This is a genomic window from Stenotrophomonas sp. B1-1, assembly GCF_010894375.1.
Classification (GTDB): Bacteria; Pseudomonadota; Gammaproteobacteria; order Xanthomonadales; family Xanthomonadaceae; genus Stenotrophomonas.
On sequence record NZ_JAAIUZ010000006.1, the window covers coordinates 14,325 to 35,065 of the forward strand.

The following is a 20,741-nucleotide window of genomic DNA, read 5'->3' on the forward strand; positions in this document are numbered from 1 at the left end:
CAAAGGGAAAAGATTCCGCAATGGTACCGTCAGCCGTCCCGCTCCTACAAGGAGGGGGACGGCCGGGCATTCATCACAGGCGGGGGCTGACCCATTCGACGACCGCGGCCAGCGCGGTAGCAAGGGCGGGCCCGTCCTCGCCACCACCCTGGGCGAGGTCCGGGCGTCCGCCGCCCTTGCCCCCGATCTGACCGGCGATATGGGACAACAGTTCCCCGGCCTTGACCTTGCCCATTGCACTGCCGTTCACACCGGCAACCAGGGCGGCCTTGCCGTCCTGGGCGCCGGCCAGCACGATCACCGCGTCACCCAGCTGCTGCTTCAGGCGGTCGATGGCATCACGCAGGGCCTTGGCATCGAAGCCTTCCAGGCGGGCGGCCAGGACCTTCACCCCGGCCACTTCCACGGCCTGGCTGGACAGGTCGGCGGTGGCGCCGGCGGCAACCTTGGCCTTCACTGCCTCCAGTTCGCGTTCCAGCTGCTTCTGGCGCTGGCCCAGCGCGCGGATCTTCTCGACCACGTCGGCGGCGCTGCCGCCCAGCAGTTCGGCCGCTTCGGCCAGGCGGGCCTCTTCGGCATCCACGTAGTCCAGCGCGCCCTGCCCGGTCACCGCCTCGATGCGGCGCACGCCGGCCGAGACACCGCCTTCAGAGGTGATCTTGAACAGACCGATATCGCCGGTGCGCCCGACGTGGGTACCGCCACACAGTTCGGTGGAGTAGTCACCCATCTTCAGCACGCGCACGTTCTCGCCGTACTTCTCGCCGAACAGCGCCATCGCACCGAAATCCAGCGCTTCCTGCATGCCCATGTTGTGCACTTCGGCGGCGTTGTTGGCACGCACCTGCTGGTTGACCTTGCGCTCGATGATCGCCAGTTCCTCGGCCGTGATCGGCTGGAAATGCGAGAAATCGAAGCGCAGGCGGTCCGGCGCCACCAGCGAGCCCTTCTGCTGCACGTGGGTGCCCAGCACTTCGCGCAGGGCGGCATGCAGCAGGTGGGTGGCCGAGTGGTTGAGAATGGTGGCGCCACGGCGCTCGCCATCGACCTGGCCAGCCAGCACGTCGCCCACCTTCAGGCCGCCCTCGGCCAGGGTGCCGACGTGGCCATGGAACTGGCCAGCGAACTTCTGCGTGTCGGTCACGTCCAGGCGCACGCCGGCGCCGCTCAGCACGCCGGTATCGCCTACCTGGCCGCCGGATTCAGCATAGAACGGAGTCTTGTCGGTGATCACGATGACCGCATCGCCGGCATCGGCCGCAGCCACCGGGCGACCGTCCTTGAGCACGGCCAGCACGGTCAGGCCGTCGGCCTGCAGGCGGTCGTAGCCCAGGAACACGGTCGGGGTGAGCGTGGCCACCAGCTCGGCCGGCAGGGTCACGCCGCCGCCGAACTTGCCGGCCGCGCGCGCCGTCTCGCGCTGCTGTTCCATGGCCGCATCGAAACCGGCGATGTCCACGGTCAGTTCGCGCTCGCGGGCGATGTCCTGGGTCAGGTCCAGCGGGAAGCCGTAGGTGTCGTACAGGCGGAACGCGTCCACGCCGGGAATGACGCCGTTGCCAGCCTTGGCGGCCACGTCCTCGAAGATCTTCATGCCGGCGTCGAGGGTTTCGGCGAAACGCTCCTCTTCGGCCTGCAGGGCGCGGGTGACGGTGTCCACCGCCGCCGGCAGTTCCGGGTAGGCCTTGCCCATCTGCTCGACCAGGGTCGGCACCAGCTTGCTGAAGAACGGCTGGCGCACGCCCAGCATCCAGCCGTGGCGCAGGGCGCGGCGGATGATGCGGCGCAGGACATAGCCGCGGCCTTCATTGGACGGCAGCACGCCATCGACGATCAGGAACGAACAGGCGCGGATGTGATCGGCGATCACCCGCAGCGACTTGTTTTCCAGATCGGCCGTGCCGGTCAGCTCGCTGGCCTTGCGGATCAGCGCCTGGAACAGGTCGATCTCGTAATTGGTGTGAACGTGCTGCAGGATCGCCGCCAAGCGCTCCAGGCCCATGCCGGTGTCCACGCACGGCGCCGGCAGCGGCACCAGGGTGCCGTCGGGCTGGCGGTCGAACTGCATGAAGACCAGGTTCCAGATCTCGATGAAGCGGTCGCCGTCTTCATCCGGCGAACCCGGGGGGCCACCGGCGATATGGTCGCCATGGTCGTAGAAGATCTCGGTGCACGGGCCGCAGGGCCCGGTGTCGGCCATCTGCCAGAAGTTGTCCGAGGCGAACGGGGCACCCTTGTTGTCGCCGATGCGCACGATGCGCTCTTCCGGAATACCGACCATGTCGCGCCACAGCGCATAGGCTTCGTCGTCGGTCTGGTAGACGGTGACCAGCAGGCGCTCGGCCGGCAGCTTCCAGACCTGGGTCAGCAGTTCCCAGGCCCAGGCAATGGCGTCCTTCTTGAAGTAGTCACCGAAGGACCAGTTGCCCAGCATTTCAAAGAAGGTGTGGTGGCGCGCGGTGTAGCCCACCTGGTCCAGATCGTTGTGCTTGCCGCCGGCACGCAGGCAGCGCTGCACGTCGGCCGCGCGCACGTAGCTGCGCTTTTCCGCGCCAAGGAACACGTCCTTGAACTGCACCATGCCGGAATTGGTGAACAGCAGGGTCGGATCGTTGCCCGGCACCAGCGGCGCGGACGGCACGATGGTGTGGCCTTTGCCCTTGAAGAATTCAAGGAAATCGCTGCGGATCTGGGAGGTCGTGAATTTGGCGGATGCGTTCATTGGGGGCTGGCAGTCTGCGGGCCGGCGACCCTGCACCGCCGGCCGCACTGGCCGGGGTCGCGACGGACCGCCGAAAACCTAAAGGGTAGCAGGCCCGGCGCCGCCAGTCTCAGTCATCCGGGTCGAAGCGGGTGGCGCGGCGGATGGTGTCGCCGTCGAAGCCCCGCCGGGCCAGCAGATCGGCGGCCTTGCGGCGCTGGGCCAGGTCCTGTGGGCCGTCCTCGCCGAAGCGGCGGCGGACCAGGTCACGGGCGTTTTCCTGCCAATCGCCCTCATAGCTGTCCATGGCAGCGCTGATGGCCGCACTGTCCAGGCCATGGGTGCCCAGTTCGGCACGCACGTGGATCGGGCCATAACCGGTGTTGGCGCGCATGCGCACCAGATTCTCGGCAAAACGGGTGTCGTCCTGCCAGCCAGCCTCGGTCAGCTTGGCCACGGCGGCCTGCGCGGCCTCGTCTTCGATCCCGCGGGCGGTCAGCTTGCGGGTCAATTCCTTGCGCGAATGCTCACGCCGCACCAGCAGGCCCAGGGCGCGCTGCACCGGCGTCTGCTCGCGGGGCCGGCGCTTGCGGCCGGTGGGGACGTCGTCAGCGTCGGACATCGGTTACTCCAAGGGTGGCGCCGTCCCTGGCACCCAGCCCATCCGTGGGCGATTCGAACCTGCGGGACAGGGCAACTTCACTGACGGCGCCGCCCTGCCCCACAGCAAGACTTACTCGTCGTCGCCGTCGTCGTCGCCTTCTTCGCGCGCCGCTTCGGCCGGCTGGAACTTCTCGCGCAGTTCGGCTTCCAGCTTGGCAGCCACGGACGGGTTGTCGCGCAGATAGCCGCGGGCGTTGTCCTTGCCCTGGCCGATTCGCTCTTCGCCGTAGCTGTACCAGGCGCCGGCCTTCTCGACCAGCTTGGCGTCCACGCCCATATCGATCAGCTCGCCCTCGCGGCTGATGCCCTCGCCGTACAGGATTTCAGTGATGACCTGCTTGAACGGCGGTGCCAGCTTGTTCTTGACGACCTTGATCTTGGTCTGGTTGCCGATGATCTCGTCGCCCTTCTTGATCGCGCCGATGCGGCGGATATCCAGGCGGACCGAGGCGTAGAACTTCAGCGCATTGCCACCGGTGGTGGTTTCCGGGCTCTGGCCCGGCATCATCACGCCGATCTTCATGCGCAGCTGGTTGATGAAGATCACCAGCGTGTTGGAACGCTTGATGTTGCCGGTCAGCTTGCGCAGCGCCTGGCTCATCAGGCGGGCCTGCAGGCCCGGCAGCTGATCACCCATTTCGCCTTCGATTTCGGCCTTCGGGGTCAGCGCGGCAACCGAGTCGATCACCAGGATGTCCACCGAACCCGAACGCACCAGCATGTCGGCGATTTCCAGCGCCTGCTCACCGGTATCGGGCTGGGACAGCAGCAGGTCGTCCACGTTCACGCCCAGCTTGCCGGCGTAGATCGGGTCCAGCGCATGCTCGGCGTCGATGAAGGCAGCGGTGCCGCCCATCTTCTGGCATTCGGCAATGGCCTGCAGGGTCAGGGTGGTCTTGCCCGACGATTCCGGACCATAGATTTCAACGACACGGCCCTTCGGCAGACCGCCGATGCCCAGTGCGATGTCGAGCATCAGCGAACCGGTCGGGATGGCTTCGACGGGCTCGACCACGCGGTCGCCCATGCGCATCACCGAGCCCTTGCCGAACTGCTTCTCGATCTGGCCCAGAGCAGCAGCCAAGGCGCGCTTCTTGTTCTCGTCCATCGTATTGGTCCTTGCAGAGGTCATGTCGTTGGGGGTGCTGTCTTTGGGGGTCTTCTTTGCCATGGGTTCACTTTAAGTCGGACGTATCGCACAGGCTGAGATTCTGCCCGGCGCTCTGAAAAGAATTATCGGACATCCGTACCAACCTCAGTGGAACCAGAGAATCGCCACAAAAGACCGCGGGGAATTGCGCTGTGGAACGGGTCAACGGTTGGGCCGCAGCAGGCCGCAGTACAGGCCCTCGATGGCGAAGTCCTGGTCGGGCAGGACCTCGATCGGCTTGTAGTCGGGGTTGCGCGGCAGCAGACGGATGCGGTCCTTGGCGATCTTCAGCAGCTTGACGGTGATCTCGTCATCGATGCGGGCCACCACGATCTGCCCGGAATGGGCATCGCGGGTGCGGTGCACACCGATCAGGTCGCCGTCGAAGATGCCTTCGTCGATCATCGAATCGCCCTGCACCTTCAGCAGGTAGTCCGGCGCGGGCGAGAAGAACACCCGGTCCAGCACCACGAAGTCGTCCGAGCCGATGTCGGCGCCGATCGGCAGACCGGCCGCGACCCGACCCAGCACCGGCAGCCGCAGCACGCTGTCGGGCAAGCCCGGCTCGGCCAGCTTCTGCAGCGGAGGAGCCTGCACCAGGCGGATGCCGCGGGCCTGGCCCGGGATGCGGCGGATCGCCCCGGCCTGCTCCAGCGCTTCCAGGTGGTACTGGGCCGCGCGGACGCCCTTGAAGCCGAAGGCGCGTGCGATTTCAGTCTGCGACGGCGGTGCGCCATCGCTCTCGATACGCTCGGCGATCAACTGCAGGATCGCCTGCTGGGTGTCGGTCAGGTCCATGGTTAGTAGTATTACTACTAATATCGGCCACCGCAAGTGCCGGGTGCGACACGGCGGCGGGGCATGGACCAGCAGGCAACGGCAAGGGCAAGGGCAGCCGACTGACAGTCGGCTCTACCGGATCGGCTCTACCGGATCGGCTCTACCGGGATCGCGCAGGTTACGTGTGTTTGCCGCTGCGCCAGATCGAGAACAGGATCCACACCCCGCAGAACCCGGCGCCGACGAAGCCGCACACCCCCAGCGCCAGCAGCCAGCGGCTGGAGATGCCGCCCACGCTGTGCATCACGATGGACGAGCCGATGATCAGCGCGGCGGTGACGATGCCCATTACCAGCCGGTTGGCGGCCCGGTTCACCTGGTCGCCGAAGCCCTGCAGGGCGCTGGTCTCCACCTTCAGCTGCAGGCGGCCGCGGCGCGCCGCCTGGACCAGCTTACGCAGGTCGCGCGGCAGTTCCCCGGCCAGGTCGATCATGCCCTGCAGGGAGCGCCGGCCACGCTTGATCAGCGCCCGCGGCGCATAGCGCTGCAGCACCACGCGTTCCAGGAACGGGCGCGCGGCGCTGGCCATGTCGAAATCCGGGTCCAGCTGCCGGCCCATGCCCTCCAGGGTCAGGAAGGCCTTGATCATCAGGGCCAGGTCGGCCGGCAGGGTCAGGCTGTAGCTGCGCAGCAGCTGGGTGATGTCACCCAGCATCAGGCCGATGCGCAGGTCCTTCAGCGGCACCCCGCGGTACTGGTCGACGAACTGGCTGATGTCGTGCTGCAGCCGGTTTTCATCCACCTCCACGCCCCCGGCCCAGTCCAGCAGCACGTCGGCCACGCCCTGCGGGTCTTGTTCCACCAGGCCGTGCAGCAGCTGCGCGACCTGGAAGCGGCGCACCTCGGACAAGGCGCCAACCATGCCGAAGTCGATCACCCCGATACGGCCATCGCGCAGATAGATGATGTTGCCTGGATGCGGATCAGCATGGAAGCTGCCGTCCTCGAGCACCATCTTCAGGACGATATCGGCACCGCGCCGCGCCAAGGTGCGACGGTCCAGGCCCGCGGCATCCACGGCCGCCAGGTCACGGCCGGGAATGCCGTCCACGAAGTCCTGCACGTTCAGGCTTTCGCAGGTCCACTGCCAGTGCACCGCGGGAACCAGGATGTCGTCGCGCCCCTGGAAATTGCGGGCAATGCGCTCGGCGTTGCGGCACTCGGCGGCGAAGTCGAGTTCGCGGCGCAGCGATACGGTGAACTGCTGCACGACCTCGGCCGGCCGGTAGCGGCGCAGGTCTGGAAGGCGCGCTTCCACGATCTCGGCCAGGCGCGCCAGCAGTCGCAGGTCGGCTTCGACCACGTCACGGATGCCGGGCCGGCGCACTTTCAACACCACCTCGCTGCCGTCATGCAGGCGCGCCCGGTGTGCCTGGGCCAGCGAGGCGGCCGCCATCGGCGTTTCATCCAGGAAAGCGAACACCTGCGCCGGCGGCGCCCCCAGGTCGGCCTCCAGTTGTTCGCGGATGGCCGCGTACGGCAGCGCGGGCACGGCGTTCTGCAGTTCGGACAGCTCGGCGATCCAGTCCGGCGGCAGCAGGTCCACGCGGGTGGCCAGCACCTGGCCCAGTTTCACGAAGGTCGGCCCCAGATCCTGCAAGGCGCTGCGCACGCGCACCGGCGCGGTCATGCGCAGCATCTGCTGGCCTTCCTCGTTCCAGTGCAGCAGGCGGCCGGCGCGCTCCAGCACGCTGGCCAGGCCGATGCGGCGCACCACATCACCGAATCCATAGCGGATCAGGACGGCCGCGATTTCCTGCAGCCGGCCCAGGTCACGGACTGTGCCCAGTGTTTCCCACATCGCTGACGCCTCCGGTCATGTACCGGGCCAGCATGTCACAGCTGGGCGTCGATACCGCGCAATGCGGCCGCAACGGTCTGCCGGCGGATGGCGTCGCGGTCGCCATCGAACTGGAACAATTCCGCATGCGCATAGCCGCCGCGGCGCTTCCAGCCGATCCAGACACTGCCCACCGGCTTGTCCGCGCTCCCACCGCCCGGGCCGGCAATGCCGGTGACCGCCACGGCGATGCCCGCCCCGGAATTGACCAGCGCGCCGGACACCATTTCAAGCACCGTTTCGCGGCTGACCGCACCGGACTGCTCCAGCGTCTGCGCGCGCACCCCCAGCAGCCGCTGCTTGGCCTCGTAGCTGTAGACCACCATGCCGCAGTCGAAGAACGCCGACGAACCGGCGATATCGGTCATGCACTTGGCGATCCAGCCGCCACTGCAGCTTTCGGCGGTGACCAGTTGCAGCGCGGCGTGCTGCAGGCGCTGCCCAAGCGCGGCGGCCTGGGCGTTCAGATCGGCATCGGTGGGAATGGACATCGGCAGGGTTCGCGGAAACGACGGCACGTTGTACCGCAGATCCGCTCCGCTGTCCCGCCGCATCAGTGGTCGTGGTGCAGGTAACGGGCCTGGGCCGGCAGGCGCAGGCTGACCAGAAAAGCCACCACCATCATCACCGTGACATACCAGAAGAACAGCTGCTCATGGCCCAGCTGCTTCAGCCCCAGCGCGGCGTACTCGGCGCTGCCACCGAACACGGCGTTGCCGATGGCGTAGGCCAGGCCCACGCCCAGTGCGCGCACCTGCGGTGGGAACATTTCGGCTTTCACGATGCCCGAGATGGACGTGTAGAAACTGACGATGGCCAACGCCAGCACGATCAGCCCGAAGGCCGCCCACGGGCTGGTGACGTGCTGCAGGGTAATCAGGATCGGCACGGTGGTGAGCGCACCGAGCGCACCGAACAGCATCATGCTGGTGCGACGGCCGATGCGGTCGGAGAGCATGCCGAACAGCGGCTGCATGCACATGTACAGGAACAATGCCCCGGTCATCACGTAACTGGCGGTCTTGATCGGCAGGTGCACCGTGTTCACCAGGAACTTCTGCATGTAGGTGGTGAAGGTGTAGAAGATCAGCGAGCCGCCGGCGGTATAGCCGAGCACGGTGAAGAAAGCCGCCTTGTGGTCGCGGAACAGCGCGCCCAGCGTGCCGGCGTCCTTGTCATCGCGGCTCGATTCGCTCTGGGTCTCGTGCAGTGTTCGCCGCAGCAGCAGCGCGACCACGGCAGCGACGGCACCCAGCACGAATGGAATGCGCCAGCCCCAGGCACGGATCTCGGCCTCGCTCAGCACGGATTCCATGATGACGATCACCAGCACGGCCAGCAGCTGGCCGCCGATCAGGGTGACGTACTGGAACGAAGAGAAGAATCCGCGCTGGCCGCGCAGCGCGACTTCGCTCATGTAGGTGGCCGTGGTGCCGTACTCGCCGCCCACCGACAGGCCCTGGATCAGGCGCGCCACCAGCAGCAGCACCGGCGCCAGCGCACCGATGGTCGCGTAGGTCGGCAGGCAGGCCACCATCAGCGAACCACCGCACATCATGCTGACCGAGATCAGCAGCGATTTCTTGCGCCCCAGGCGGTCGGCAATGCGACCGAACAGCCAGCCGCCGATCGGCCGCATCAGGAAGCCGGCCGCGAACACGCCAGCCGTGTTGAGCAGCTGCACGGTGGGATTGGAGGCGGGGAAGAAGGCGCCCGCGAAGTAGATCGCACAGAACGCGTAGACGTAGAAGTCGAACCATTCCACCAGGTTGCCGGACGAGGCCGACATGATGGCGAAGACGCGATGGCGCTTCTCCGCAGCGGTGTACTGGGGCAGATCGACGGCCGGGGCCTGCGACATGGGGAACTCCGAAGGGGGCCGTGGGGGCCGACCTTCGGATCATCCTCCCGCCGTGTGCAAGACGGTGTGCAGCATCAGGCGGCTGGCGTGCGGTAATCGGCCGGTTGTGCGACGGGGTCGGATCCCGAAAGGCGAAGGGGTCGAATCCCGTTGCAACGCAACGGGCTCCGACCCCACGCGCCGGCATCACCACTCCGGCAGTTTTTCCGGCAGCAACGCACGGATCGGCGCGCCATCGGCGCTGGCCGCCAGTTTCTCGGCCTCGGCGATCGGCAGATCGACCTGCAGCAGCCAGCCGTCTTCATCGGCCTGCTCGCTGCGGATCACTTCCAGCTGGTGCAGGCGTGCGCGCAGGCGCCCCGCACTGGGTGGCAGGCGCAGCTCGCCGGTCACGTGCTGCAGGCCCAGGCGGCGGCCCAGCACGGTCTGCAGCAGCTCCAGGCCCTGGCCGTCACGCGCCGAAATCCAGACCCGCTCGCGACGGGCCTCGTCGGGCACGCCGTCCTGGCCGTCGTGGCGCACCTGCGCACCGTCAATGCGGTCGATCTTGTTGAACACCAGCAACTGCGGCAGGTCGCCTGCACCCACCGCGGCCAGCACCTCGTCCACCTGGGCGATGCGCTCTTCGCGGTGCGGGTCGGCGGCATCGACGATGTGCAGCAGGAAATCCGCCTCGCGCGCCTCGGACAGGGTGGAGCGGAACGCCGCCACCAGGTCATGCGGCAGGTCGCGCACGAAGCCCACGGTGTCGGCCAGCACCACGTTGCCACCGGGCACCGCAATGCGCCGCACGGTCGGATCCAGCGTAGCGAACAGCTGGTCGGCCGCGTACGCCTCGGCACCGGTCAGCGCGTTGAACAGCGTGGACTTGCCGGCGTTGGTGTAGCCCACCAGGGCCACGCGCGGCAGTTCGCTGCGCACACGTGCACGGCGCATCTGGGTGCGCTGCACTTCCACCTTCTCCAGCCGCTTCTGCAGCTGTTCCACCCGCTTCTGCAGCAGGCGGCGGTCGGTTTCCAGCTGGGTTTCACCCGGGCCACGCAGGCCGATCGAACCACCGCGCTGGCGCTCCAGGTGGGTCCAGCCGCGCACCAGCCGCGTGGCGATATGCCGCAGCTGGGCCAGCTCGACCTGCAGCTTGCCTTCGTGGCTGTGCGCACGCTGGGCGAAGATGTCCAGGATCAGACCGGTACGGTCGATCACCCGGCGTTCCAGGAAGCGTTCCAGGTTGCGTTCCTGGCCAGGGCTGAGTGCGTGGTTGACCAGGATCAGGTCGGCGCCGGTGGCCTCCACCGCCGCCTTGATCTCATCCAGCTTGCCGCTGCCGATCAGGGTGGACGGATTGGGGCGATCCAGACGCGCGGTGATGGTGGCAGCGATGCTGGCCCCGGCCGAGCGGGCCAGATCGCCGAATTCTTCCAGCACATCCTCTTCCAGCTTGCCGAAGTGGGGCTGGATCAGCAGGGCGTGTTCGCCCCGTTTCGAGCGGTCAAACATTCACCGCTCCGTTGTTACTCGTCTGCTTCATCACCCGCCTGACCATTTTCACCCGACTGCACGTAGCCGCCGCCCGGGCCGACCTTGACGTTGCGCGCCGGCACCACCGTGGAGATGGCGTGCTTGTAGACCATCTGGCTGACGGTGTTGCGCAGCAGGACCACGAACTGATCGAACGATTCGATCGTGCCCTGCAGCTTGATACCGTTGACCAGGTACACCGAAACCGGCACGCGTTCGCGCCGCAGTGCGTTCAGGAAAGGATCCTGCAGCGATTGCCCCTTGGACATTGCATACTCCTGATTATTGTTCTTATTGGATTGCCGGCGCTGGCTGCGGCCCCCGAGCCGCACGCCGGCCCATGATGGTACACGGCCAGCGGCCGTTCAGCGTGCGACGAAGGTCGCGACTGCGTCGGCCAGCCGCTGTTGGTCGATATGGGGGTCGAACCAGCGGGCATCAAGCTCGCCGCGCAGCCAGGTCAGCTGGCGCTTGGCCAGCTGGCGGGTGGCGAAGATACCCTTGTCACGGAACCCGGCGGCAGTGCCCTGCCCGTCCAGGAATTCCCAGGCCTGGCGGTAACCGACCGCCCTGACCGCCGGCAGGTCCAGCGGCGCAGCCACGGCAGCCATCTGCGGCAGGGCGCGCAGGGCGCGCACCTCGTCCAGGAACCCCTGCGCCAGCATGGCGTCGAAACGCGCTTCGATGCGCTGGTGCAGCAGCGCCCGCTCGCGCGGGGCCAGGATCAGCTTCAGGGTCCGCACCGGCAGCGGCGCAACACCGCGCTGGCGCTGCAGTTCGGTGATCGGCGTGCCGGTCAGCCGGTACACCTCCAGCGCCCGCTGGATGCGCTGCGGGTCGGTGGCATGGATGCGCGCCGCCGCGGCCGGATCGACCGCCGCCAGATCGTTGTGCAGGGCCGCCCAACCACGCTCGGCCGCCTCGGCCGCCAGCGCTTCGCGCAGGCCGGGATCGGCTTCCGGCATCGGCGAAAGGCCTTCCAGCAACGCCCGGAAGTACAGGCCGGTGCCGCCGGCCAGGATCGGCATGCGGCCACGGGCCACGATGTCGGCCACCACGCGGCCGGCGTCGGCGGCGAACTCGGCGGCCGAATAGGTCTGCCAGGGATCACGCAGGTCCAGCAGATGGTGCGGCGCCTGCGCGCGCTCGGCGGCGTCCGGCTTGGCCGAGCCGATATCCAGGCCGCGGTAGACCAGCGCCGAATCGACGCTGACGATCTCGCCGTTCAACTGTTTGGCCAGGGCGATCGCGGTGGCGGTCTTGCCGCTGGCGGTCGGCCCCATCACGGCGATCGCCAGCGGTCGCCGGTCGGCGGCCATCAGTCTTCGTCCGGCCAGCGGATCGCCGCGGTGGCGGCCACGCGCGGGGCGGGCACGGCCTCGACCGCCTGCCAGATCTTCAAGGCGTCGACCGTGGCGGCCACGTCGTGCACGCGCACGATGCGCGCACCGCGCTGCACCGCGATCAGGTGCGCGGCCACCGACGCTGCGACACGCTCGGTTGGCACCTGCCGCCCGGTCAGCTCGCCCAGGCTGCGCTTGCGCGACAGGCCGGCCAGCATCGGCACGCCCAGTTCCAGAAAGCGCTCGGAACGGGCCAGCAGAGTCATGTTGTGCGCAGTGGTCTTGCCGAAGCCGAAGCCGAGGTCGATGACCAGGTGTTTCTTGGCGATGCCGGCCATTTCAGCGGCGAACAGGCGCTGCACCAGGAAGCCGTGTACCTCGGCCACCACGTCGTCGTAGTGCGGTTCGGCCTGCATGTTGCCGGGCTCGCCCTGCATGTGCATCAGCACCACCGGCACGCCCGCGGCGGCGGCGGCTTCCAGCGCGCCTTCCTGGCGCAGGCCGTAGATGTCGTTGATCATGCCCGCGCCAGCGGCCACGGCCGCACGCATCACTTCCGGCTTGAAGGTGTCGATGCTGATCGGCACCTGGGTGCGCGCCGCGAGCTGTTCGATGACCGGCACGACGCGCTGCAGCTCTTCGTCGATCGACACCGGGGCGGCGCCCGGGCGGGTGGATTCACCGCCGATATCGAGCAGGTCGGCGCCCTGCTCCACCAGCTTCAGGCCATGGGCGACCGCCGCGTCGGTGCTGTCATGTGCGCCGCCGTCGGAGAACGAATCGGGGGTTACATTGACGATGCCCATGACCTGGGCGCGATCCAGGCGCAGGATGCGGCCGGCGCAATCGAGCTGGGGCGAGATGTCGAACATGAGCGATCCTGCGGGTAACGGCGTTTAGTTTAGTTCGGCAGGGCTGCGCCCTGCACCCTTGTAGAGTCGAGCCGTGCTCGACTGAAACAACATCAAAAGCCGAAGCAACAGCAGCAGCGGGTTTGCTTCGGGATGGCGGGGTGGGTCCGGTTGCGGGGGACGGCGCAAGTACGTCCATGTAGCCTCGGTCGCGCCGTCCATGGCGCTCACGCCCCCGCAACCGGACCCACCCCGCCTTCGACAGCTTCCCGCGATCTGTCGGAACGGCACGGGGTCGGATCCCGTTGCTGCGCAACGGGATCCGACCCCAAATGAAGATCGATATCGGACAGATTCATCCACGCATGGCGTGGATCTACCGTGTCGACCAAGGTCGACACCTACCAACAGCACACGGAATCTGTCAGAAGTGGGGCGGTGTCCCACGGAATGCACGCTTTTGACGTTGACGTTGACGTTGACGTTGAGCGGGTGCAGGGCGCAGCCCTGCCGGGAAACCCTCAGCGCGGGCGGCGGCGTTTGCGGTCGACGTACAGGGTCTTGATGACGCTCAGCACGATACCCACGCCAATGCCGACACCGCAGCCGAGCAACAGGTTGTCCAGGGTCAGCCCGACCACGACACCGACGATGGTGGCGATGACCATTTCAACGGTGTGGGAGATCGGCTGCGGCGGGGGAATGGACATACGGGCTCCAGCGAAAGACAGGGGTGCGGGTGTAGCGCGGAAACAACGAGGCCGGGTTGCCCCGGCCTCGTCTGCGATCAGCATTGGCGGGCCGTCAGTGCGACTCGGCCGGGCCGGCGATCGGCGGCAGCGGACGGGCGTCGCCGCCCTTGTCGTTGCTGCCGCCATCCTTGTTGGACTTGTTCCAGCCCATCGGCGGCGGCGGATCGCGGCCTTCCATGATCGCGTCGATCTGCGGCGCGTCGATGGTTTCGTACTGCAGCAGCAGCTGCGACATCGCGTGCAGCTTGTCCAGGTTGGCCGTCATCAGCTCGGTGGTACGCGCGTAGGCCTCGTCCAGGATGTTGCGCACTTCCTCGTCGATGCGGCGGGCGGTGTCGTTGGACACGCTCTTGTGCTGGGTGACCGAACGGCCCAAGAACACCTCGTCGTCCTCTTCGCCATAGGCGATCGGGCCGAGCTGGTCGGACAGGCCCCACTTGGTGACCATGTTGCGGGCCATCTTGGTGGCGCGCTCGATGTCGTTGGAGGCACCGGTGGTGACCTTGTCGGCACCGAAGATCAGCTCCTCGGCCACGCGACCACCGTACAGCGAGCACAGCTGCGACTTGATCGCCACGCGGTTCATCGAATAGCGGTCGCCTTCCGGCAGGTACATGGTCACACCCAGCGCACGACCGCGCGGAATGATGGTGACCTTGTAGACCGGATCATGCTCGGGCACCAGGCGACCGACGATGGCGTGGCCGGCTTCGTGGTACGCGGTGAGGGTCTTCTCTTCCTCGCTCATGGCCATCGAGCGGCGCTCGGCGCCCATCAGGATCTTGTCGCGGGCACGGTCGAAGTGGTCCATGCGGACTTCCTTCTCGTTGCCACGCGCGGCGAACAGCGCCGCTTCGTTGCACAGGTTGGCCAGGTCGGCACCGGAGAAGCCCGGGGTACCGCGCGCGATCACCATCGGCTCGACGTCATCGGCCAGCGGCAGCTTGCGCATGTGCACCTTCAGGATGTGCTCGCGGCCCTTCACATCCGGCAGGCCGACCACGACCTGGCGGTCGAAACGGCCCGGGCGCAGCAGCGCCGGGTCCAGCACGTCCGGACGGTTGGTCGCGGCGATCACGATCACGCCTTCGCCACCTTCGAAACCGTCCATCTCGACAAGCAGCTGGTTCAGGGTCTGCTCGCGTTCGTCATGACCGCCGCCCAGGCCGGCACCACGGTGGCGACCGACGGCGTCGATTTCATCGATGAAGATGATGCACGGGGCGTGCTTCTTGGCCTGCTCGAACATGTCGCGCACGCGGCTGGCGCCGACGCCGACGAACATTTCCACGAAATCCGAACCGGAGATCGAGAAGAACGGCACCTTGGCTTCGCCGGCGATGGCCTTGGCCAGCAGCGTCTTGCCGGTACCGGGCGGACCGACCATCAGCACGCCGCGCGGAATCTTGCCGCCCAGCTTGGTGAACTTGGACGGATCACGCAGGAAGTCGACGAGCTCGCCCACTTCTTCCTTGGCTTCATCGCAGCCAGCAACGTCGGCGAAGGTGACCTTGATCTGGTCTTCGCCCTGCAGCTTGGCGCGCGACTTGCCGAAGGACATGGCGCCCTTGGCACCACCGCCACCGCCCTGCATCTGGCGCATGATGAACAGCCAGAAGCCGATGATCAGGATGACCGGCAGGAAGTTCATCAGGATGGCCGCGAAGGAAATGCCGCTGGACGGCTGTTCCTGCACGATGTCCACGTTCTTGGTACGCAGCACGTTGATCAGGTCGCGATCAGCCGGTGCCGACACCGTACCGGTCTGGCCGCCACGGGTGGTGTAGGTGATTTCGTTGGTCAGGCCGCGCGAATCGCCACCGAAGGTGACCTTCTGCACGTTGCCGCTGTCCACCTGGTCCAGGAACTGCGAATACGATGTGGCCTGCGCCCCGGCCCCGGAGGACTTGGGCGAGAAGCTCTGGAAGACCACCATCAGCACGACGGCGACGACCACCCATAGCAGGAGGTTCTTGGTCAAGTCGTTCATCCTCATTGGCTCCAGCGTTCCTCTTTCAGTGCGGGCATTGCGTTGGGGTCGAGCTTACGGGTCGAGCTTACTTCATGTGGGCGCGTTTTCCCTGACCCAAGGCGTAGACCTCGGGGGAACGCTTGCGCGAGGCTTCCGGCTTGCGGATGGAGACCTTGTCGTACCGACGGCGCATTTCACGCACGTAGTCATCGAAGCCTTCGCCCTGGAACAGCTTGATCAGGAACGCCCCACCGGTCTTGAGGTGGTTGTCGGCGAAATCCAGGGCCAGCTCTGCCAGGTGCATCATCCGCGGCTGGTCGACCGCGCCTACACCACTCTTATTGGGGGCCATGTCCGACAGCACAAGGTCTACCGGCTGATCGCCCAGCATGGCCTCGAACTGCGATAGGACGGTTTCTTCCCTGAAGTCACCGTGAAGGAACTCCACCCCGGCCAGCGGCGGCATGTCCAGGATGTCCAGGGCCAGCACGCGGCCGGTGTCGCCAATCTGTCTCCGCACCTGCTGAGACCAACCGCCCGGGGCCGCGCCGAGATCGACCACGACCATGTGCGGCTTCAGCAGCCGGTCACGTTCGAGCAGCTCTTCGAGCTTGTAGGCGGCACGCGAGCGCATGCCTTCGGCCTGCGCCTTCTTCACGAAGGGGTCGGAGAAGTGTTCCTTGAGCCAGCGCTGGCTGCTTTTGCTGCGGGTAGCCATTGGAAATAGGGGGTTACGGGGTCGTCATGATACCCTGATCACCCCATTCAACCGTGTTTTCTGCATGCCCATCGCCCTGACCGCTTCCCAGACCCGTTTCCTGCGCGGCCAAGCCCACGATCTGAAGGCACTGCTGCAGACCGGCGGCAAGGGCATCACGCCCGCGTTCATCGCCGAGCTGAACGAGGTGCTGGAGCGCCACGAACTGGTGAAAGTGAAGGTGGCCGCTGAAGATCGCGACGCCCGCGACGTGATGATCGGCGAGATCGTCGAAGCGACCGAAGCCGCGCTGGTGCAGCGTATCGGCCACGTGGCCGTGCTCTACCGCCCGAGCAAGGAGCAGCGACAGATCGTGCTTCCGCGCGGCTGATCGCCCTGCCCCATGCAGCTGAACCACGAACCGCCTGATTACGCTTACAGCCTGCGCGCGGCCGATGGCCGCTCGGCGCGGGTGAACGACCAGTCGCTGTCCAGCAGCTTCTTCCTGACGCCTGAACAGTTGGCAACGAACTGGCCGGTAGTGCGCGCTGCCGATCTGCAGGTGGCCGACCTGGAACCGATCCTGGCCCTGGGCCCGGCGCTGATCGTGCTGGGTACCGGCGATCGCCAGGTATTCCCGCCGGCCGTGGTGATGGCCGCCTGCCTTTCGCGGGGCATCGGCCTGGAAGTGATGAACAATCCGGCCGCCGCGCGCACGTTCAATATTCTTGCCGGCGAAGGCCGCAAGGTCGCCGCGGCCTTCATCCTGGAAGGTTGACGCGGGAGCCGCCGGGCGTAGCCCGGATCAGATCGCGATACCCACAGCGCCCGAGCCGATGCTCGGGCGCTTTCGTGTGGGCGCGAAGCGCCGCCGGGCATGGCCCGGCGCTACCCGTATCTGCCCGCGCTAGCGCGCCGGCAGATACTGCTGCGGGTCGACCGGCTTGCCGTTGTAACGAATCTCGAAGTGCAGCATGTCGCGGTTCGCACCGGTGCGGCCCATTTCCGCGATCTGCTCGCCGGCCTTCACGTTCTGCCCTTCGTTCACCAGGCGCTTGCGGTTGTGGCCATACGCCGACAGCCACTGGTCACTGTGCTTGATGATGATCAGCTCGCCGTAGCCCACCAGGCCTGCGCCGGAGTACACCACCACGCCGTTGGCAGATGCGCGCACCGGGGCCCCGCTGCTGCCGGCAATGTCGACGCCCTGCTTGGTGGCATCGCCAGCCACATAGCGCCCCACCACCGCACCGTCGGCCGGCCAGCGCCAGGCAATGCTGCTCTTCACCGGTGTAGCCGGCGCGGTGCTCGGCGCCGTCGAAGGCGTGCTGCCACTGCCGGTGGCCGGACGCGGCGCGGTGACCACCGTGGTGGGCGCGCGGCCGCTGCCGGCACCCTGCGGATACAACCGGATGACCTGGCCCGGGTAGATCTGCGACGGGTTGTCCAGCCGGTTCCAGGCAATCAGGTCGGCCGGAGTGATGTCGTGGATGCGCGCGAGTGCGTAGATGGTGTCGCCCTTGCGCACGACCACGGTCTGCCCCGGCTTGGGCACCGAGGTCTTGGGCGTACTGGCTGCCGCACCACTGCCACCGGGGCGGACCACCGTGGCGGTGCCACAGGCAGCCAGCGAGGAAACCAGCAATGCCAGCGCGCCAATGCGCACTCCCTTGCCCAGACCATTTGCATTCATGCGAACTTCGACCTCCATACAAGCCAGGCAACCAGCACCACCACCATCGCGGTGGCGATCCAGCCCAGCGGTTCAATCCAGCGCCGCAGCGCGGCTTCCGCGCGCGGGCCGCCAATGCGGATCACGGCGGCCAGAACGTACACACGCTTGCCGCGACCGATCAGCATGCTCAACAGATACTGCGGCATGGGCACACCGACGATACCCGATGCCCACGTGAAGACCTTCATCGGGATGGGCATGAAGCCACCCAGCACCAGGAAGGTGAACACCGCCCAGGGCGACTCGGCCATCTTGGCCTGCACCGTGGCGATGCCGTCCTCAATGGCCGGCAGCATGCCGAGCATCTCGAACAGCGGCTTCACCGCCTCGAAGGCGTAGTGGCCCAGGGCGTAACCGATCACCGCGCCCACCATCGAGCCGGCCAGGCTGAGGGTGGCAAACCACCAGCCGCGCTTGGGCTGGGCCACGCACATCGGCGCCAGCATCACTTCCGGCATGACCGGGAAGATGATGGCTTCGAAAAAACTCAAGACGGTCAGATAGGTCGGCGCGCGTTCGTGCGCCGCCCATTTCATCGCCCGCTCGTACAGCGGTCCGAAAATCTTCATGCAACCCTGCTCCCTGGATTCAGTCGAGCATGCCGGACAGCAGCGGCACGAAGGTGACCGGTGCCAGCACGCGTTGTTCGATGCTGCCGTCGGCCTTGCGGTCGAGCTGTACCAGCGATTGCCCACCGGGGCCGCCGACCGGCGCCACCAGGCGCCCCCCCACGGCCAACTGCTCGACCAGCGCATCGACCAGCGCCGGTGCGGCTGCGGTGACCACCACGGCGTCGTACGGGCCGTGCTCGGCCCAGCCCACCCGGCCGTCGTCATGCTTGGTGCGGATGTTCATGCCCAGCGCGCGGAAGCGCTTGCGCGCCTGCCGCAGCAGATCGCCGATGCGTTCGACCGTGTAGACCTCAAGCCCCACCGCGCCGAGTACGGCGGCCTGGTAGCCCGAGCCGGTGCCCACTTCCAGCACCGTCTTCGGTGCAACCTGCAGCACCGCTTCGGTCATCCGCGCCACCACCCAGGGCTGGGAAATGGTCTGGCCATGGCCGATCGGCAGCGCGGTGTCCTCATAGGCACGCGAGGCCAGGGCTTCATCGATGAACAGATGGCGCGGCACGATGCGGATGGCATTGAGCGTGGCCTCGTCGGCAATGCCGGCCTCGCGCAGGCGATCGACCAGGCGGTCGCGCACGCGCTGCGAAGTCATGCCGATCCCCACGGCTTCCGGCTGCAGGCGCAGGCGCGGGCTCATGCCGGCTGGTCCAGCGCGGCGCTCAGGCCACCGACCCAGCTGGCCACCTTCTCCAGTGCCTGGTAGCGGGTCAGGTCGACCTGGATGGGGGTGATCGAAATATGGCCGGTGCGCACCGCGTGGAAATCGGTACCGGGACCGGAGTCCTGCTCGCGACCGGCCGGACCGATCCAGTACACCTCGTTGCCGCGCGGATCTTTCTGCGCGATGCACCCTTCGGCGCGGTGGCGGTTGCCCAGGCGGGTCACTTCGAAGCCCTTCACCTCGCCCCACGGCAGGTCAGGCACGTTCACGTTCAGAATGGTGTCGGCCGGCAGCGGGTCGGCCTTCAGCCGGGCCACGATCTCCACCGCCGCACGCGCCGCGGTTTCGAAATGCTTCGGGTCATGGTTGCGGCTGACCAGCGAGACCGCGACCGCCGGCAGGCCCAGGAACCGCCCTTCCATGGCCGCCGATACCGTGCCGGAGTAGATGACATCGTCGCCGAGGTTGGCGGCATTGTTGATGCCCGACACGACGATATCCGGTTCGAACTCGAGCAGGCCGGTCAGCGCCAGATGCACGCAGTCGGTGGGCGTGCCCGCCACCGAGACGGTGTAGTGGTCGATGCGCTTGAGCCGGATCGGCAGATCCAGCGTCAATGAGTTGCTGGCACCGGACCGGTCGCGGTCGGGGGCAACCACCGTGACTTCATGCCCGGCTTCGCGCAGCACCTGCGCCAGCATCCGGATGCCTGCAGCGTCTACGCCGTCGTCGTTGCTGACCAGGATGCGCATGTTCGATTCAACCGCTTGATTTTCCAAGAATTCGATTCCATCACCTTGCCGCGTGGGCGGGACCGGCAGCCGCCCCCTCGGGAACCGGCGATCTCGCAAGTGCGTCCACTATTGTGCCGCAAGCGGGGCGCGGGTCCTACCCTGCCGGCGGTCACGGAAGCGTTTGAAATGCCGTAGGCAGCGCATCAGTGGCGGTTTACCCTGTGCACATGTCGCACCCAGAAGATGAAGACCCCGCTGCGCTGTTCCGCGCGGCCATCGGCGAAGTCACCCCGCTGCGCAAGGATGCCGAACCGGCGCCGGCCGCGCCACGGCCGAAACCGCGCGCCCGCATGGCCGAACGCGACGAGCAGGAAGCGGCCGGTGAGTTCGCCCGGCTGCTGCGCGACAGCAGTCCGCTGGAGGCGGGCGATACCGCCAGCTACCGGCGTGACACGCTGCCGCCGCGCATGTTCCAGCGGCTCAAGCGCGGCCAGTATTCGGTGCAGGACGAACTGGACCTGCATGGCGCGACTGCCGCGCAGGCCGAAGCGCTGCTGCGCCAGTTCCTGCTGGAAGCGCACGCGCATGAGTTCGGTTGCGTGCGCATCATCCACGGCAAGGGGCTGCAGTCTGACGGCGGCGCGCCGGTGCTGAAGAACCTGGTGGACCGCCTGTTGCGGCTGCGCAACGATGTGCTGGCGTTTCATTCGGCGCCGGCCGGCCAGGGCGGCACCGGTGCGGTGCTGGTGTTGTTGGCGCGGCGGTGAGGCATTCATCCACGCGTGGCGTGGATC

At 67.1% G+C, this 20,741-nt stretch carries 21 protein-coding genes; 3 read left to right on the top strand and 18 right to left on the bottom strand.

What is annotated here, in order from left to right:
• Positions 1-73 precede the first annotated feature (73 nt).
• The 14 genes from alaS to rlmE all read right to left on the bottom strand — a co-directional run bounded on the left by alaS (position 74) and on the right by rlmE (position 16,209).
• Entirely contained in the window at positions 74-2,722 is a 2,649-nt protein-coding gene (alaS, locus tag G4G00_RS04625; RefSeq protein WP_164271590.1) for an alanine--tRNA ligase, read from the bottom strand.
• Positions 2,723-2,831: 109 nt separating this feature from the next.
• Positions 2,832-3,323: a recombination regulator RecX gene (gene recX / locus G4G00_RS04630; protein WP_108749248.1), complete on the bottom strand. Its 492-nt coding sequence runs from the start codon at positions 3,321-3,323 to the stop codon at positions 2,832-2,834.
• 111 nt (positions 3,324-3,434) lie between these two features.
• On the bottom strand, positions 3,435-4,472 hold the full coding sequence (recA, locus tag G4G00_RS04635) for a recombinase RecA (RefSeq protein WP_108749247.1): 1,038 nt from the start codon (positions 4,470-4,472) through the stop codon (positions 3,435-3,437).
• Positions 4,473-4,676: 204 nt separating this feature from the next.
• Entirely contained in the window at positions 4,677-5,312 is a 636-nt protein-coding gene (lexA, locus tag G4G00_RS04640) for a transcriptional repressor LexA (protein ID WP_108749246.1), read from the bottom strand.
• 160 nt (positions 5,313-5,472) lie between these two features.
• Entirely contained in the window at positions 5,473-7,155 is a 1,683-nt protein-coding gene (ubiB, locus tag G4G00_RS04645) for a 2-polyprenylphenol 6-hydroxylase (protein WP_108755901.1), read from the bottom strand.
• 35 nt (positions 7,156-7,190) lie between these two features.
• Entirely contained in the window at positions 7,191-7,685 is a 495-nt protein-coding gene (locus G4G00_RS04650) for a nicotinamide-nucleotide amidohydrolase family protein (protein ID WP_108751521.1), read from the bottom strand.
• A gap of 62 nt (positions 7,686-7,747) precedes the next feature.
• Positions 7,748-9,055, bottom strand: coding sequence for an MFS family transporter (locus G4G00_RS04655; RefSeq protein WP_108752751.1), 1,308 nt, complete (start codon positions 9,053-9,055; stop codon positions 7,748-7,750).
• Positions 9,056-9,241: 186 nt separating this feature from the next.
• Positions 9,242-10,552 (bottom strand): ribosome rescue GTPase HflX, encoded by a 1,311-nt coding sequence (gene hflX, locus G4G00_RS04660; protein WP_108752750.1) that lies wholly within the window; start codon positions 10,550-10,552, stop codon positions 9,242-9,244.
• A 14-nt stretch (positions 10,553-10,566) separates the two neighbouring features.
• The gene (hfq, locus tag G4G00_RS04665) at positions 10,567-10,842 is read right to left on the bottom strand and encodes an RNA chaperone Hfq (RefSeq protein WP_079221450.1); all 276 of its coding nucleotides are present in this window, start codon (positions 10,840-10,842) and stop codon (positions 10,567-10,569) included.
• Between the two features lie 96 nt (positions 10,843-10,938).
• Entirely contained in the window at positions 10,939-11,892 is a 954-nt protein-coding gene (gene miaA / locus G4G00_RS04670) for a tRNA (adenosine(37)-N6)-dimethylallyltransferase MiaA (protein ID WP_164271593.1), read from the bottom strand.
• The gene (gene folP / locus G4G00_RS04675; protein WP_108752748.1) at positions 11,892-12,788 is read right to left on the bottom strand and encodes a dihydropteroate synthase; all 897 of its coding nucleotides are present in this window, start codon (positions 12,786-12,788) and stop codon (positions 11,892-11,894) included. Before folP ends, miaA begins: the two co-directional genes overlap by 1 nt.
• Positions 12,789-13,288: 500 nt before the next feature.
• Complete coding sequence (locus G4G00_RS04680; protein ID WP_108752747.1) at positions 13,289-13,477, bottom strand: hypothetical protein; 189 nt, start codon at positions 13,475-13,477, stop codon at positions 13,289-13,291.
• Between the two features lie 94 nt (positions 13,478-13,571).
• Complete coding sequence (gene ftsH / locus G4G00_RS04685) at positions 13,572-15,509, bottom strand: ATP-dependent zinc metalloprotease FtsH (RefSeq protein WP_164271596.1); 1,938 nt, start codon at positions 15,507-15,509, stop codon at positions 13,572-13,574.
• 67 nt (positions 15,510-15,576) lie between these two features.
• The gene (rlmE, locus tag G4G00_RS04690) at positions 15,577-16,209 is read right to left on the bottom strand and encodes a 23S rRNA (uridine(2552)-2'-O)-methyltransferase RlmE (RefSeq protein ID WP_008265654.1); all 633 of its coding nucleotides are present in this window, start codon (positions 16,207-16,209) and stop codon (positions 15,577-15,579) included.
• A 64-nt stretch (positions 16,210-16,273) separates the two neighbouring features.
• Between rlmE and yhbY the strand changes: the two genes are divergently transcribed.
• Together yhbY and G4G00_RS04700 are read left to right on the top strand one after the other, a co-directional pair.
• Positions 16,274-16,579, top strand: a complete 306-nt coding sequence (yhbY, locus tag G4G00_RS04695) for a ribosome assembly RNA-binding protein YhbY (protein ID WP_108752746.1) — start codon at positions 16,274-16,276, stop codon at positions 16,577-16,579.
• A gap of 12 nt (positions 16,580-16,591) precedes the next feature.
• Entirely contained in the window at positions 16,592-16,966 is a 375-nt protein-coding gene (locus G4G00_RS04700) for an Mth938-like domain-containing protein (RefSeq protein WP_108752745.1), read from the top strand.
• Between the two features lie 129 nt (positions 16,967-17,095).
• Here the strand turns inward: G4G00_RS04700 and G4G00_RS04705 are convergent, their stop codons facing one another.
• Genes G4G00_RS04705 through surE form a run of 4 tightly spaced genes read right to left on the bottom strand, consistent with a single transcriptional unit; the run spans position 17,096 to position 19,965 of the window.
• The gene (locus G4G00_RS04705) at positions 17,096-17,881 is read right to left on the bottom strand and encodes a peptidoglycan DD-metalloendopeptidase family protein (protein WP_108752744.1); all 786 of its coding nucleotides are present in this window, start codon (positions 17,879-17,881) and stop codon (positions 17,096-17,098) included.
• Positions 17,878-18,492, bottom strand: a complete 615-nt coding sequence (locus G4G00_RS04710) for a YqaA family protein (protein WP_164271599.1) — start codon at positions 18,490-18,492, stop codon at positions 17,878-17,880. Before G4G00_RS04710 ends, G4G00_RS04705 begins: the two co-directional genes overlap by 4 nt.
• Positions 18,493-18,511: 19 nt before the next feature.
• Positions 18,512-19,189: a protein-L-isoaspartate(D-aspartate) O-methyltransferase gene (locus tag G4G00_RS04715; protein ID WP_108752742.1), complete on the bottom strand. Its 678-nt coding sequence runs from the start codon at positions 19,187-19,189 to the stop codon at positions 18,512-18,514.
• A complete protein-coding gene (gene surE, locus G4G00_RS04720; RefSeq protein ID WP_108749232.1) occupies positions 19,186-19,965 on the bottom strand; it encodes a 5'/3'-nucleotidase SurE in 780 nt (259 codons plus the stop codon). The genes G4G00_RS04715 and surE overlap by 4 nt, the downstream gene beginning before the upstream one ends.
• Before the next feature lie 209 nt (positions 19,966-20,174).
• Here surE and G4G00_RS04725 point away from each other — a divergent pair, with 209 nt between their 5' ends.
• Positions 20,175-20,714 (top strand): Smr/MutS family protein, encoded by a 540-nt coding sequence (locus G4G00_RS04725; protein WP_108749231.1) that lies wholly within the window; start codon positions 20,175-20,177, stop codon positions 20,712-20,714.
• Positions 20,715-20,741 lie beyond the last annotated feature (27 nt).

Bases quoted from the DNA above. Each gene is read 5' to 3' on its own strand.
- alaS (WP_164271590.1), bottom strand. From the start codon at position 2,722: ATGAACGCATCCGCCAAATTCACGACCTCCCAGATCCGCAGCGATTTC.
- recX (WP_108749248.1), bottom strand. From the start codon at position 3,323: ATGTCCGACGCTGACGACGTCCCCACCGGCCGCAAGCGCCGGCCCCGC.
- recA (WP_108749247.1), bottom strand. From the start codon at position 4,472: ATGGACGAGAACAAGAAGCGCGCCTTGGCTGCTGCTCTGGGCCAGATC.
- lexA (WP_108749246.1), bottom strand. From the start codon at position 5,312: ATGGACCTGACCGACACCCAGCAGGCGATCCTGCAGTTGATCGCCGAG.
- ubiB (WP_108755901.1), bottom strand. From the start codon at position 7,155: ATGTGGGAAACACTGGGCACAGTCCGTGACCTGGGCCGGCTGCAGGAA.
- G4G00_RS04650 (WP_108751521.1), bottom strand. From the start codon at position 7,685: ATGTCCATTCCCACCGATGCCGATCTGAACGCCCAGGCCGCCGCGCTT.
- G4G00_RS04655 (WP_108752751.1), bottom strand. From the start codon at position 9,055: ATGTCGCAGGCCCCGGCCGTCGATCTGCCCCAGTACACCGCTGCGGAG.
- hflX (WP_108752750.1), bottom strand. From the start codon at position 10,552: ATGTTTGACCGCTCGAAACGGGGCGAACACGCCCTGCTGATCCAGCCC.
- hfq (WP_079221450.1), bottom strand. From the start codon at position 10,842: ATGTCCAAGGGGCAATCGCTGCAGGATCCTTTCCTGAACGCACTGCGG.
- miaA (WP_164271593.1), bottom strand. From the start codon at position 11,892: ATGGCCGCCGACCGGCGACCGCTGGCGATCGCCGTGATGGGGCCGACC.
- folP (WP_108752748.1), bottom strand. From the start codon at position 12,788: ATGTTCGACATCTCGCCCCAGCTCGATTGCGCCGGCCGCATCCTGCGC.
- G4G00_RS04680 (WP_108752747.1), bottom strand. From the start codon at position 13,477: ATGTCCATTCCCCCGCCGCAGCCGATCTCCCACACCGTTGAAATGGTC.
- ftsH (WP_164271596.1), bottom strand. From the start codon at position 15,509: ATGAACGACTTGACCAAGAACCTCCTGCTATGGGTGGTCGTCGCCGTC.
- rlmE (WP_008265654.1), bottom strand. From the start codon at position 16,209: ATGGCTACCCGCAGCAAAAGCAGCCAGCGCTGGCTCAAGGAACACTTC.
- yhbY (WP_108752746.1), top strand. From the start codon at position 16,274: ATGCCCATCGCCCTGACCGCTTCCCAGACCCGTTTCCTGCGCGGCCAA.
- G4G00_RS04700 (WP_108752745.1), top strand. From the start codon at position 16,592: ATGCAGCTGAACCACGAACCGCCTGATTACGCTTACAGCCTGCGCGCG.
- G4G00_RS04705 (WP_108752744.1), bottom strand. From the start codon at position 17,881: ATGAATGCAAATGGTCTGGGCAAGGGAGTGCGCATTGGCGCGCTGGCA.
- G4G00_RS04710 (WP_164271599.1), bottom strand. From the start codon at position 18,492: ATGAAGATTTTCGGACCGCTGTACGAGCGGGCGATGAAATGGGCGGCG.
- G4G00_RS04715 (WP_108752742.1), bottom strand. From the start codon at position 19,189: ATGAGCCCGCGCCTGCGCCTGCAGCCGGAAGCCGTGGGGATCGGCATG.
- surE (WP_108749232.1), bottom strand. From the start codon at position 19,965: ATGCGCATCCTGGTCAGCAACGACGACGGCGTAGACGCTGCAGGCATC.
- G4G00_RS04725 (WP_108749231.1), top strand. From the start codon at position 20,175: ATGTCGCACCCAGAAGATGAAGACCCCGCTGCGCTGTTCCGCGCGGCC.